The following is a 14,158-nucleotide window of genomic DNA, read 5'->3' on the forward strand; positions in this document are numbered from 1 at the left end:
AGGAATCTTTCCTCTTTGATTAACGCGGCTCAATATATTAGAAACACGAACTTGTCCAGACATAACGACTAAAATAATAGCATTTCTGTAGTAATTCAGAGTATTTAATGAAATAAAAATGCAACAAATAAAATGGCATTAGTAAGGAGAGACTATCGTTAGGAATAGACGTATTCTATAAAGTAGGAGAAGATGCTATGCTGTTTTACTTTGAACTAGTTGTTATTTTACTTTGTACAAAACTAGCTGGTGACATTAGTGTGAGACTTGGTCAGCCATCTGTATTAGGAAAATTAATTGTTGGTATTATTATTGGTCCGGCAGTTTTAGGGATTATTGATAGTTCAGAACTCATTGATGAGCTAAGTGAAATTGGTGTGTTACTTCTTATGTTTATGGCAGGGCTAGAAACAGACTTAGAAGAACTAAATCGTAATTTAAAATCATCATTTGCAGTTGCAATCGGCGGTATTATTCTTCCTTTTCTCGGTGGTTATTTAGCAGGAATTGCGTTTGGGATGATGCAGTCACATGCCATTTTCTTAGGATTATTACTTTGTGCAACTTCCGTCAGTATTTCTGTTCAAACATTGCGTGATTTAGGGAAAATGAATACGAGGGAGAGCACAACCATTCTCGGAGCTGCCGTCTTTGATGATGTCATTGTTGTAATTTTATTAGCTTTTGTTATGAGTTTTTTAGGGACACAGGATGTGAATGTTACGCTTATGATTGCTAAAAAAGTCATCTTTTTTAGCAGTATTGTTGTAATTGGGTGGAAAGTCGTTCCGTGGATTATGCGCATGTTAGTGCCGCTTCGCGTATCAGAAGCATTAATTAGTGCAGCACTTATTATTTGTTTTTCCTTTGCTTATTATAGTGAACAAATGGGGGTTGCCGGGATTATCGGAGCTTTTGCAGCCGGAATTGCCATATCGCAAACGACATATAAGCATGAAGTAGAACATAAAATTGAACCGATTGCCTATGCTATTTTTGTACCAGTCTTTTTTGTTAGTATCGGAATGGAAATTACATTTCAAGGGATTGGAAACCAAATTTGGTTTATCGTTTTGATGACGATAATCGCAATCTTGACAAAATTAGTTGGATCAGGACTAGGAGCAAGATTAACAGGATTTAATTTGAAATCGTCGATTGGTATTGGAGCTGGTATGGTGTCACGCGGAGAAGTAGCACTTATTATCGCGGCAAATGGATTAACCGCAAATTTATTAGCAAAAGAGAATTTTACCTCAATCGTCATTGTTGTTATATTAACGACGATTATTACACCGCCATTGTTAAAGAAATATTTTGTATAAAAGGAAGGGCCTGTACTACTGGACGGGCTCTTTTTACATTTTTAGTAGCAGTGATTTGATGAAATTTGTCGATTGGTCGATATCTCATGTCGAACCGCCGATATATTTGAAAAATCGCTGATATATAATGAGTAGGATGGAACGAAAGGGGGTGATTAAGCTACAATAAAAATAAGAGTAAGGAATGGAGGATATTTGGTGAAGGCGTCAACACTATTATTTAAAATTAAAAATGATATGGATCAATTCTCACCCGCTGAAAAAAAGGTCGCGCAGTATATTATGGAACATGCTGAGATTGTTCCAAATTTAACGACGAAAGAAGTGTCTCATAATGCGGGAGCTAGTGAAGCAAGTGTCGTGCGCTTTTGTAAAACGATTGGTATTGGCAGCTTTAAAGCATTTAAACTAGCGCTTGTTCGTGAATTAACAATTGCCGATTATAATATTAATGATTTTTCCGTGCTAAATACAGAAGATGGTCCGTTTGATTTGTTTAATAAAGTGACATATGTGAATAAGGCTGCCATTGAGGCAAGTGTGACAGCAATTGATAAAAGAGAGTTAGAAAAAGCAGCAGATGCTATTTTAAAGGCGAGAACGATATTATTTTACGGAGTTGGCGGATCTGCTGCACCAGCAATGGATGGAGCATATAAATTTACAAGACTTGGGTTTACAGCAATGATGCTTTCTGATTTCCACATGATGCTTCCGCTTATTACGAATTTAAAGACAGGCGATGTCTTTGTTGCTATTTCAACATCGGGGCGTACAAAGGATGTATTAGAGGTGGTGCAGTATGCGAAGAAGCAAGGGGTAACTGTTATTGCCATTACGAAACTTGACCAATTATCGCCATTATATAAAGAAGCTGATATTCATCTTTGCATCCCAGATGTAGAGCAAGATTACCGCATTGCAAGTATTGCATCGCGAATGACACAATTAAATATCATTGATGCATTATATGTCATTACATTTAATCGGATGGGCGACCAAGTGTTGGATCGCTTTATGGAAACAAGAGCGGAAGCAGATCGGTTAAGAAAGTTAAAGTGAAACTGTACATATAGTGCTTGCTGGATTTCTTTACGAGCAGCAAAATTCTCCTCGCGAAATCTTACATAATTGTCATCTTTACGTAAGGTTTTTAAATGGTTTCATGATTATTCTTATGAAATAATAAAGACATAAGAAATCATTCTATTTTTTGAGGTGAAAGAAATGAACGGAAATCATATATTAGCTTCTTTAAGTTACTTTAGTATCTTTTTTGCACCATTTCTTCTTCCAATCATTATTTATTTTGTTGCAGAAGAAGAAGTGAAATATCATGCAAAGAAAGCTTTATGGACACATTTCATTCCGTATGTAGTTGTATTCATAGGTTTTGTAATGTCTAGTGTATTTGGACTAAGTTCAGCGAATAATGGTGCAGTTGGTATTGCTGTTATCGCTACATTTGTAATTGCGGGTATCGTAAGTATTTACTATTTCATTTGGAATATTGTAAAAGGGATTCAAGTGTTGAAATCAATTTAAATGAATGAAGAGCCTGTTCTTTTGAACGGGCTCTTTTTTATATTAGAAAGACACAATTTCGTCATGAATGAAAATGAAATTTCATAAAATGAATGGTGAATATTGATTTTAAATTTCTTAGTTATATAATAAAAGTGTGAAATAAAATTTCAAGGGGGCGAAAGAATGTTAGAGCGTTTATCGACAGAACATCGGAATAAAAACACGATGAATTTAGATGAAATGAGTATAAAAGAGGTTTTAGAGGCGATGAATCAAGAAGATCGTAAAGTCGCGATAGCAGTACACAAGGAGATGGAGCAAATTGAAAAAATCGTTCGAAATGTAATTTCATCTTTTCAAAATGGTGGACGCTTAATTTATATCGGTGCTGGGACAAGTGGCAGATTAGGTATTTTAGATGCTGTTGAATGTCCTCCTACATTTGGTACAGATGAGAGACAAATACAAGGATTTATAGCCGGAGGAATGAAAGCGTTTACTAAGGCGGTGGAAGGTGCAGAGGATTGCGAGGAATTGGCGATAGAAGATTTAAAAGGGATTCAGCTAAATGATAAAGATACAGTGATCGGAATTGCGGCGAGTGGTCGCACACCATATGTCATTGGTGGATTAAAATATGCAAATTATGTTGGGGCAAAGACAGCGAGTATTTCTTGTAATAAAGGGGCTGAAATGAGTCAGTTAGCACAAGTGAGTGTAGAAGTAGAAACGGGTGCTGAAGTGCTAACTGGATCGACACGATTAAAAGCGGGCACGGCTCAAAAGTTAGTACTCAATATGATTTCAACGGCTTCGATGATTGGTATAGGAAAGGTATATAAAAACTTAATGGTCGATGTTCAATCAACCAATCAAAAATTAGTAGAACGTTCTAAACGAATTATTATGGAAGCAACAGAGGTAGATTACAAGGAGGCAGAGGCGTATTACGAAAAGGCAAATCGGAATGTGAAAGCAGCAATCGTTATGATATTACTACAGTGTGAATATGGGGAAGCACTTGAAAAATTAAAAGATGCAAAAGGATTTGTGAAGAAGGCGCTATAGAAATGGAGAGGAGAGATTCTACCATGAAGAAAGAACAGCGGATGGCAAATGACATTACAGAGCAACTTGGGGGAATACAAAATATACGCAGCATTGCACATTGTATGACGAGATTACGTCTTACACTTCATGACGAAAGTAAAGTGAATATGGATCAATTGAAAAAAGTTGACGGTGTAATGGGCGTTATTGAAGATGAAACATTACAAGTTGTAGTTGGACCGGGAACTGTCAATAAAGTAGCGGCTGAAATGGAAGCGTTGACAGGGCTGCGAATGGGGGAAGTGGCTCATGATAACCATCTAGAAGACATTGGACAAGAAATGAAATCCGCCATTAAGAAGAAAAATAATACACCAGTGAAAAACTTTTTGCGAAAAGTAGGAAGTATCTTTATTCCGTTAATTCCTGGTCTTGTTGCTTCAGGAATTATAAATGGGGTTGCGAATTTTGCTAAAAATGCAGGGGCAGATCCGAATGCGACGTGGCTGCAAATCTTGCTTTTAATGGGTGGCGGTATTTTTACATTTTTAGGGATTTTAGTGGGGTGGAATACAGCGAAAGAATTTGGTGGTACACCAGTTCTCGGCGCAATCGCGGGTATTTTAATTTTCAACCCGGCTATGGCGGATGTGAAAGTATTTGGTGAAGCGTTAGTACCGGGGCGCGGTGGTTTATTTGCAGTAATCTTTGCAGCATGGCTCATGGTTATTGTGGAAAGACAAGTTCGAAAAGCGGTTCCAAATGCTGTTGATATTATAGTGACGCCGCTCATTACAGTATTAGTTGTCAGTTTAGTAACGATGCTAGCTATTCAGCCAGTTGCGGGATTATTATCCGATGGAATTACAAGTGGAATAAATGCAATTTTAAATATTGGAGGAGTTATTGCAGGTGCGGTGCTTGCAGGAACATTCTTGCCCCTCGTTATGGTTGGACTACATCACGGACTTACACCGATTCACATGGAATTTATTAACCAAACACATGTAACGCCACTGCTACCAGTTTTGGCAATGGCAGGAGCTGGGCAAGTAGGGGCAGCGATTGCGATTTTCGTGAAAACAAAAAATAAACGCCTTCGTAATGTCATTAAAGGGGGACTGCCAGTTGGATTTTTAGGAATTGGCGAACCGTTATTATACGGGGTGACATTACCGCTTGGGAAACCATTTATTACAGCTTGTTTAGGTGCGGCTGTTGGCGGTGCTTTTCAAGCAGTTATGAAAACGGCTTCACTTGGAATCGGCGTATCAGGGATATCGTTAATTCCGCTCATTGCCGATAATAAATATTTACTCTATTTCCTTGGCTTAGTAATCGCTTATATTTTCGGCTTTATTTTTACGTATTTCTTCGGATTTAAAGAAGAAATGGCAGAAAATATATAGAGAAAGGGTTTCCTTTCTCTTTTTCTATTAATAATAGAAAGGAAGATTTATATGCTAGGAGTTTCGATTTATCTTGCAAAAGAGGGAATAAAGAAACAAGAAGAATGGTTAAAAGTTGCGAAGGAAAATGGATTTTCATCTATTTTTACGTCTCTTCATATACCAGAAGATGACCCGAATACGTATAAAGAACTCATACAAATACTTGGAAGACAGGCACAAAAATATGAAATGGAATTAATGGTAGATGTATCTTCAAAATCATTACACCATTTAGGCGTTTCATATGAAAATGTAGAAGAGCTAGTAGGCTGGGGAATTACTGGTTTACGTATGGATTATGGGATAGAGCCAAAGCAAATTGCTCATATATCTCGTAAGATGAAAGTCGCATTAAATGCAAGTACAATCACACCATCTTTTTGGGAGGAACTTTGTAAGGAGAATATAAGAGTCGATTCCGTAGAAGCATGGCACAATTTTTACCCGCGTCCGGAAACGGGATTAGCAAAATCGTTTTTACAAAAGCGAAATCACTATCTACATCAATGCGGAATGAAAACGATGGCTTTTATTCCTGGTGATGGTGAAAAACGGGGCCCGTTATATGAAGGGCTACCAACTTTAGAAAAGCACCGATATATGCGGCCGCTTGAGGCATATTTAGAATGTGTACAAGAATGTGGTGTAGATAAAGTGTCAATCGGGGATATAAGCGGGAGTTTGCAAAGTGTACAAGACATTGCATGTGCAGAAAAAGGCGTGATTCCTATTCGTTATACACCTTGTATAAATGAGAAGAAGATAGTAGAGAGAATAGAAAGAGTACATACGAATCGGTTTGATCCAGCACGTGATGTCATTCGTTCTGTTGAATCAAGAGAAGAAAATCCGGTTAGATTACGAGCAGAGAACACAGTGGAACGAAAGTGCGGAAGCATTATAATTGATAACGAATTATATGGCCGATATGCAGGAGAGTTACAAATAACGCTTCAAGATTTACCAGAGGATGAAAAAGTGAATGTAGTTGGAAAGGTAGTAAAGGAGGATATTCCGCTATTATCTTATGTGAAGGCAGGACAAAAATTGAAACTTATAGGAGTGAAAAAAACGCCGTAACATCACGGCGTTTTCTTTAATGATTGCGCACAAGTGGTGTACGCGGCTGCAAGGTAGCAGTTTTAAAATGAGAAAATAAATAACAACCTGTCACAACAATTGCTGTTCCTAACACTTGCACCCATGTTAACGCTTCGCCTAAGAAAAGGAATGCTAATATAGCAGTGAAAATAGGATTGAAATTTAAGAAGATTCCCGACGTTGTCGCTCCTAATTTTTGCACGCCAATATTCCAAAGGACCATGCAGACGACAGTGGAAATAAGCCCAGTGTAAAGCAAAGAAGTCACAAAGGAAGCATCGATTTTCGTCACAGTAAATGTGCGGATATGAAAAGGTAATAATAGGATGACACCGAAAATTCCCGAATAGAAAGTTGCTAGCATGGGTGATATTGTTTTCGTTGCCCATTTACTACAAACGGAGTAGATGCCCCAAATACAAACGGCAGCAATCATCCATACATCTCCACTATTGAAACGTAATGAAAATAAAATGGAAAAATCCCCTTTTGACAGAACGAGAAGAACCCCAAAAAAAGATAGAATCATAGAAAGAATTTGCAGCATATTAATCTTTTCTTTTAAAAATAAAGCAGAAAATAAGGCAATTGAAATTGCATTTAATGTCGAGATGAGCCCGACATTCGTAGCGGATGTGTTCTCAAGCGCTAAAAATTGAAAAATATTAAAAAGAGCAACTCCTGTAATTCCCATTAGCACTAGCGGCAGAAGAGCAGCACGCGGCGGAAGGAGTTTCTTTTCTTTCAGCCATACAATCGGTAATAAACAAACAATCGCGATAATCCACCTTAAACTTGTAAGTGTCATCGGCGAAGCATAATCAACAAGTGATTTTCCAACGACGAAATTTCCTCCCCATAATAAGCTTGTTAGTAATAATAATAAAATATAAAAATAAGGCATGACCTCAAACCCCTTTTACAAAATAAGAATGAATTGTAAATCATTTTAGCATTTTTTCTTCAAATCTAATATGTTCTTTTGTATAATAGTGAAAATTCAATAAAATATTTCGTCAATCATCTATTTAACGAAAAAAATTCGTATTTCATATGGTTGTGATGTGTTTTTTCGAAGAATCATCGGTAAGAAAAAAGGAGGAGTTTGATGGAGTCTTCCGTTATTAAGGTATTGGATGATTTAGATGTCCAAATACTCGATATTTTACAAAAGGAATCACAAGTAAGTAATGCGGAATTAGCGCGACGTGTAAATTTATCACCATCGGCAATGCATGCGCGCATTAAAAGACTGGAGAATGAAGGATTTATTGATAGACAAGTTGCAATTTTAAATCAAGAAAAACTTGGGTTTGATTTGTTATGCTTTATTTTTATGAGTACAAACATTCATCAAGCAGAAAAGCTAGAAGTGTTAGAAAAAGAATTACAATCTATGCCGGAAGTGTTAGAGTGTCATTGTTTAACAGGGGAATACGATTACTTACTAAAAGTAGCTAATCGAGATCGCAAAGAATTAGAACGTTTTATTAGAAAATTAAATAAGCTTGGCATTACAAAAATACAGACAAGTCTGGCGCTTCGTGAAATTAAATACTCTACTGTATTGCCGATATGGGATGCAAAAAATCTTAAATAAACTTTTATTACAACATATGCCGCTATGAAAAAACATCAAGTAAAAGCCCCCCACATACTGAAAAGCATCTGGGGGCATTAGATATATTCGAGGTTCAAATTTAAAGAGAACCTTTTTTCTTATTCTCTTTCAGTTCTTTTAAAAGCTGTAGTATTTGTTTTTCGTATTCGATTTTTTGTTTTAAGTACTGTATAAGGTATAGAGCTAGTACTATTCCTATGAAGTATAAAGAGAACTTCGTAATCATATCGATAAAGACTACGAGGAATGAAGTGCCGAGGTGCCAACGAAATGGTGCAACTACTAGTAAACTTAAAATCAAAGCTAACCATAAAAATTTTTTATTCATTTTTATCGCTCCTTTTAAAGAGTTGATTAACTAAATCTTATAGGTAATGAAGAAATTCGTTTCTTTGTTTTTGGTACAATCATATATTTGATATAAATTATGCCAATGACTGTAAACAAACAAATGTGTAGCACTTGCCACGTAGATAGAAGGATGATGCTAGCACATAGTATCAGTTGAATACTTGCTAGAAAAGAGATAAGTGTAAGAAATTGACGCATTCGTTCATTCGTTTCAATCGGATACAATGCGACAATCATATTTCTTGAAAAATATGTCCATAGAGAGCGCATTTGCATTGATGTCATATATAGGAGGCAGTAAGTGAGAGCACTTTTTACAAATACGTTTGGTACGAAATAAACAAGGAAAGAGCCAATCATTGTGAGCCGCATATATAGACCGAAATAATCATTTGCACGTAAAAAAGATAGTGTATTTACATACAAAAACGTTTCTCGGTTTTGATATAAGAGTACTTCAATCCAACTAGTAAGCCATTTCCTTTGTTTTATTTGTTTTTTCAGTTGTGGTACATCGGTAAAGATGCTGGCAAATTGATAGAAATGAATGTCCATCTTTTCTTCTTGCTGAATGAGATAGTCCCAAGGTATTTGCTTTTTCGGTTGTTTGTTTGTATATAAAAGTGTAACGACAAGAAAGAAAAAAAAGCTTCCGAGTACGATTACGTTTGTATAAGAAAAAAGAGTATACAGAATGAGTACGTTAAGAATTGCTCGGACAGTAAGCCATATGTTTTTCTCAAGGCGCTCTTGCCATATCCAATGTATGTATACATTCCATCCTTTTACTAGTATAAGAATGAAAAAGGAAGTGCATAAGGAAGGTAATGTCATATGTAAGATTTGCATGGCGAGCGGTGTGATGATAAGAAAAGTGAACAGTAATGGGAACAACTGAACGATATAATTATATAGAAGAGCTTTCTTAAAATAAGATGTTAATTGTTCTTCAAGCGCTAGTAAATAGACAGCATCAGGCTTCTGCAGAAACGTCCGAACCGGGCATCTCATGAGTATAATAGTAAGTAAAATAACGATGATGAATAATGAGATGACTTTAGAAGGAGACGTTTTTAAAAATTGTGCGTAATAATAAGCACCGATACATGTGAGAAAAATAAAGCTATACAAAAGTCCATTGATCATACGAGTAAAATATGTGAACATGTTTTGCAAATGCTTTTGAAAGCGAGCACTCCATAATGTTTCAATTGACATGTTTTTCACCTCTATTTCTATTATAAAGTGAAAATAAAAGCGAGCAAATTGCTTTAGGCAACTTGCTCGCTTTTATTTTGTTTTGTATCGCGATTCATTAATGGATAAAAGGCAAATCCGACTATAAATAAGCCGATTCCAAGAAGGAATGTTTTTAGATCAGAAGAGCCCGTTTTAATCACCCATAGTGCATAGCATAGTGCAATGACTGCAATGATTCCGTCTAATATTCTGGAACCTAGTTCATTTTTATATGTTTCACCAGTTACAACCAGTTTTAATTGGAAAATTGGTGAAACGAGATATGGAATTAAGTAAGCTAATGTTGATACCGTAATGACAAATGTATAAGCTTCAGCGATTGTACCTGATAATGTCGAGAATAGGAAAACTTGTGACATAATATTTGTCAGTCTTAGTGAATAAATGGGGCTTCCTTTTTTATTTGTTTTCGCAAAGAAGGAAGGAAAGAAACCTTCTTTTGCTGCTTGATAAGGTACTTCTGAGCTTAATAAAATCCAGCCTAAAATGGAACCGAAGAGAGAAGTAAGAGCAAGGAGCGCCATTAATTTTCCTCCGCCGTGCCCCATAGCGGCATTTAATGCATCAGCTAATGGACGTTCTGAAATCTGCAATTTATCTATGTGAAGAACACCCATTGTTAAGATGGTGATTCCTAAATAAATTGCAACAGTGATTAATAATCCAGCTACGGTTGCATGTTTCACTGTTCTTGGGGATTTTGCCCGATTTGATAAAAGAACAGCAGACTCAATGCCGATAAATGCCCAAAGCGTTGTTAGAGCTGCTAAGTTTACTTGTGAAAGTAGCCCATGCGATACACCTTCTTTATCAACAATTGGTGTGTACCATTGTCCAAACTTTGAAGCTTGGAATGCAAATAAAGTTACTATGATAAATAGAAGGAATCCTGTTACCTTTGTTGTTGTTGCTAAAAAGTTTAATTTTCCAGCTCCATTTACACCGTTTGTTAAAATGATATGTGTTCCCCATAATAAGAAAGAACACATGGAAAATGTAATGAGCTTTCCAACTTCCACATCGAAAGTACCGATTGTAAATAATAGTCGTGTATCTTTCATAATTGGGAAGAAAAGCGATAAATAACCTGCAAAAGATGTAATAATGGCAACATTACTTGCCCAGTTTGCGACCCAGTAGCCCCACACCATGCTGAATCCAGCCATTTTTTTCTTCTTAGGTGATGAGAATAAAGCATAAGCGTGACTTTGTGGTCCTGTCGTTAAATCCGAACGACGAATTGCTAAATTGCCAAAAACAAGGGCTAACATTAAAACACCGAATCCGGTTGTTAACCAAGCTAACGTAACACCAAGAGGGCTTGCTGTTTGTGCTAATGTACTTGGCACCATGAAAATACCAGCGCCAACCATATTGCCGACAACAAATGCTGTTAGTACCCAAAAGCCCCATTTTTTCTGTTGCATAAAAAATACCTCCAAAGTTAGTATAACCAAGTCAAGCAAGGAGATATGTATGTCTTCCGAAAAGGAAGTAAGGCAAGCTTCGTACAAAACAAAAAAAACACCTACGATCGTCGCACGTGCTTTCTATCTTATAGGAAACCCACGACATACCTCTCGATAGCTCTCCACAAACAGTTGTTTGTGACAGTTCTGCATTTATTAAATAGCAGACCCAGCAAGTGTGCATAGTGGACACATCTTACTTCGGCAATCATTCCTTTCTCATTTATTCATCGATGCCACTCCATCTCCTAAAATGATACTCTTAATGACTGCAACCTCTACCTCACCGAGATACGAATGAGGATTTATGTATTTAATTAACATAAACAAGGGTAACAAATGAATTTTTATACGTCAATGGATATAGCAATAATCAGATTATAGAGAAGAGTTTGTGATTAAGAATGGCTAGTGCGTTTTCAACGGGGTGCTATGAAATATTTGGACAATTATCTTTATTAGTACCGTTGGCTCGAAATAGGAAAATGCTTATTTCAGCGTAATGATACAACAGTTGAAATGTTAAAGTGTGTATAAAAAATAGACCCTTTAAAGAGTCTGTTTAAGCGTTTTTACCTTTTTTCTTCCCAAGAAATGAAATTATCAATGCAATCGGGGCAACAAAAGGTAAAACGGGAGTCCAACTAATGAAATAAAATATTGGTGCTAAGAAGGCCATCCCACCAAAGAACATTGATAATTGGGATTTTTTCTGCAATCCATAAATAACCAATAATAATCCTGCCATTATCAATATTATAAAAGAGATATTAAGCAAATTCATAAAATTACCTCCGACCAATCTGCAAAATAATTCCATATATATTATACAACAAATCACATGAAAATTTCATTTTATAAAAAACAACGATGTTTACGAAAATAGCTTTGAATAAAAAAGAAGCCGATCTAAAACTAGATTGGCTTCTACATATAAGATTAAACTAAGTTTAATACAGTTACTTTTTCACGCGTCATAGACTCAAGGCTTTTACGAATACCTTGTGCGCCCATACCAGAGCCTTTTACACCGATGAATGGGAAGTGGTCAGGGCCGCGTTCTGTACGTCCGTTAATTTGAACAGAACCAGTATCGATTTTGTTTGCAATTGCAAATGCTTTATTAATGTCTTTTGTGAAGACACTTGCTTGTAGACCAAACTCAGATTTGTTTGCAATTTCAATTGCTTCTTCATCAGAAGAAACGCGGATAATTGGAAGGATTGGACCAAATGGTTCTTCCCAAGCCACCTTCATTTCTTCTGTTACGTTATCGATAATTGTTGGATAGATTAAGTTGCGCTCACGTTTGTTACCAATAATAATTGTTGCGCCGTTTTCTACTGCATCGTCAACTAAACCTTGAACGAAATCAGCTGATTTATCGTCAATTAATGGAACGATTGTACTATCTTGTTCTGGAGAACCAACAGATAATGCAGCAACTTGCTCTTTTAGTAAGCTTACAAGCTCGTCCGCTACATTTTCATGTACAAGCACGCGTTTGATTGCAGTACAACGTTGACCAGAATATGAGAATGCACCGCTTACGATATGTTTTGCAGCTTCAGTTAAATCAGCATCTTCGCATACGATACCTGGGTCTTTTCCGCCAAGTTCTAATACAAGTGGAATCATAGCAGCTTTTTTCGCTAAGTGAGCACCTGTATTTGTACCACCTGTGAACGATACCATATTAATGCCAGGATGTTCGACTAAGTAGTCGCCAATTACAGAACCACGTCCTGTTACAACGTTTACAAGTCCTTTTGGAAGTCCTGCTTTATGAAGCGCTTCAACCATTTTAATACCACTAATTGCACCTTGTGTTGCTGGTTTAAAGATAACTGCGTTCCCCATAATTAGAGCTGGTGCAACTTTTGCAGCAGCTAAGTTTACTGGGTAGTTAAATGGTGAAATGGCTAACACAACGCCAAGTGGTGCGCGCTGAATAATTGCAAGTTTCGATTTCGAACCACCTGGGAAGCTATCGCCCATCATACTATCGCCATGCATATGAAGTGCTTCATCTACAGTGTAGCGAATCAAATCTGCTGTACGAACAACTTCTTTCTTCGCATCTTTATGACCTTTACCGACTTCTTTCATTACAATATCGGCAATTTCATCTTGCATATTTACGAGCTCATCAGCCCATTTATATAAAAACTTTGCACGATCTTGTAGAGATGCCGCTGCCCAATCTTTTTGTGCTTCTTTTGCAGATGCAATCGCTTCGTCTACTTCATCGCGAGTAATTGCTTGTACTTTACCGATTACTTCGTGTAAATACGGAGATACAATGTCAATTGTTTGACCAGAAGAGCTTTCTCTCCATTCTCCGTTTAAATAAAATTTGTACGTATTGCTAGTTGTCATGATTAGTCCTCCTAAAATAGCAACTTGTAAGAGTGAGTATATGGTGATTGTAGGCGGTTTAAGAATATATTTCAAATAAAATGTTTGTGAAAACGATTTCTTATTAAAAATATATTTTATATTTCTTTTTTACAATCATTTTTTTCCTTTTCAAGTCGCATATAGAATATGTCATTGTTATATCAATACAGTATTCTTTCAAGTTTATTTTACAATTATGTAAAAAAATAATTGACAGAAAAGTCCGCTAAGTTATAAAATTAAAAAATAGAAAATGAAAGAAGGAGGTGTGCGTGATGATTGTAATGGTAAATATGATGAAGTTAACTGTAGGAAAAGTTGAAATGAAACATTCATATCATTGCGCAACCTGTACGGAAAGATAAGGCTTTTTTGTTTTTGAAAGCGTGCGTTGCGTAATATCGTAACGTACGCTTTTATGCATTTTCGCATATCGTCAAGCGGCGGTATGCGTTTTTTTTGTCTTTATAATGAGGGGTTATTATATTTTTTTATGGCTTTTATCTGCTATTTTCGGGCAGTAAGACGACCGTTGCAAGAGTCAGGGAGGAAGCAAAGAAGAGGGGGGCGGGAGTTTTATTGTCTGTAACAACCCGATTGGTG

General features: G+C 36.5%; 13 protein-coding genes and 1 riboswitch. Of the genes, 7 read left to right on the plus strand and 6 right to left on the minus strand.

The annotated features are described in order from the left end of the window. The first annotated feature begins 197 nt into the window (after nt 1-197). The 6 genes from MR056_RS14965 (at nt 198) to MR056_RS14990 (ending at nt 6,433) form a co-directional block, all read left to right on the plus strand. A complete protein-coding gene (locus MR056_RS14965; RefSeq protein ID WP_011983770.1) occupies nt 198-1,325 on the plus strand; it encodes a cation:proton antiporter in 1,128 nt (375 codons plus the stop codon). Nucleotides 1,326-1,523: 198 nt separating this feature from the next. After that, nucleotides 1,524-2,387 (plus strand): MurR/RpiR family transcriptional regulator, encoded by an 864-nt coding sequence (locus MR056_RS14970; protein ID WP_011983771.1) that lies wholly within the window; start codon nt 1,524-1,526, stop codon nt 2,385-2,387. 165 nt (nt 2,388-2,552) lie between these two features. Continuing rightward, a complete protein-coding gene (locus MR056_RS14975) occupies nt 2,553-2,870 on the plus strand; it encodes a magnetosome magnetite crystal formation protein family (protein WP_011983772.1) in 318 nt (105 codons plus the stop codon). A 165-nt stretch (nt 2,871-3,035) separates the two neighbouring features. After that, complete coding sequence (gene murQ / locus MR056_RS14980; RefSeq protein WP_048721477.1) at nt 3,036-3,920, plus strand: N-acetylmuramic acid 6-phosphate etherase; 885 nt, start codon at nt 3,036-3,038, stop codon at nt 3,918-3,920. Nucleotides 3,921-3,943: 23 nt separating this feature from the next. Continuing rightward, nucleotides 3,944-5,311 (plus strand): PTS transporter subunit EIIC, encoded by a 1,368-nt coding sequence (locus MR056_RS14985; RefSeq protein ID WP_048721481.1) that lies wholly within the window; start codon nt 3,944-3,946, stop codon nt 5,309-5,311. Nucleotides 5,312-5,362: 51 nt separating this feature from the next. Continuing rightward, nucleotides 5,363-6,433, plus strand: a complete 1,071-nt coding sequence (locus tag MR056_RS14990; protein ID WP_011983780.1) for a DUF871 domain-containing protein — start codon at nt 5,363-5,365, stop codon at nt 6,431-6,433. A gap of 16 nt (nt 6,434-6,449) precedes the next feature. Here MR056_RS14990 and MR056_RS14995 read toward each other — a convergent pair whose 3' ends face one another. Then, nucleotides 6,450-7,358: a DMT family transporter gene (locus tag MR056_RS14995; protein ID WP_011983781.1), complete on the minus strand. Its 909-nt coding sequence runs from the start codon at nt 7,356-7,358 to the stop codon at nt 6,450-6,452. Nucleotides 7,359-7,562: 204 nt separating this feature from the next. Between MR056_RS14995 and MR056_RS15000 the strand changes: the two genes are divergently transcribed. Continuing rightward, nucleotides 7,563-8,054: an Lrp/AsnC family transcriptional regulator gene (locus tag MR056_RS15000; RefSeq protein ID WP_011983782.1), complete on the plus strand. Its 492-nt coding sequence runs from the start codon at nt 7,563-7,565 to the stop codon at nt 8,052-8,054. 100 nt (nt 8,055-8,154) lie between these two features. Here MR056_RS15000 and MR056_RS15005 read toward each other — a convergent pair whose 3' ends face one another. From MR056_RS15005 to MR056_RS15025, 5 genes are all read right to left on the minus strand, one after another. Further along, complete coding sequence (locus tag MR056_RS15005) at nt 8,155-8,403, minus strand: hypothetical protein (protein ID WP_011983783.1); 249 nt, start codon at nt 8,401-8,403, stop codon at nt 8,155-8,157. A 26-nt stretch (nt 8,404-8,429) separates the two neighbouring features. Further along, complete coding sequence (locus tag MR056_RS15010; protein ID WP_011983784.1) at nt 8,430-9,644, minus strand: ABC transporter permease; 1,215 nt, start codon at nt 9,642-9,644, stop codon at nt 8,430-8,432. Between the two features lie 53 nt (nt 9,645-9,697). Next, on the minus strand, nt 9,698-11,113 hold the full coding sequence (locus tag MR056_RS15015) for an amino acid permease (RefSeq protein ID WP_011983785.1): 1,416 nt from the start codon (nt 11,111-11,113) through the stop codon (nt 9,698-9,700). A 149-nt stretch (nt 11,114-11,262) separates the two neighbouring features. Further along, nucleotides 11,263-11,444, minus strand: a riboswitch (Lysine riboswitch). A gap of 273 nt (nt 11,445-11,717) precedes the next feature. Further along, nucleotides 11,718-11,939: a hypothetical protein gene (locus MR056_RS15020; protein WP_041809471.1), complete on the minus strand. Its 222-nt coding sequence runs from the start codon at nt 11,937-11,939 to the stop codon at nt 11,718-11,720. Nucleotides 11,940-12,094: 155 nt separating this feature from the next. Next, nucleotides 12,095-13,534, minus strand: coding sequence for an NADP-dependent glyceraldehyde-3-phosphate dehydrogenase (locus MR056_RS15025; RefSeq protein ID WP_011983786.1), 1,440 nt, complete (start codon nt 13,532-13,534; stop codon nt 12,095-12,097). Nucleotides 13,535-14,158: the final 624 nt, after the last annotated feature.

The sequence above is a fragment of the Bacillus cereus group sp. BfR-BA-01360 genome, from assembly GCF_022663595.1.
In the GTDB taxonomy this organism is placed as follows: domain Bacteria; phylum Bacillota; class Bacilli; order Bacillales; family Bacillaceae_G; genus Bacillus_A; species Bacillus_A cytotoxicus.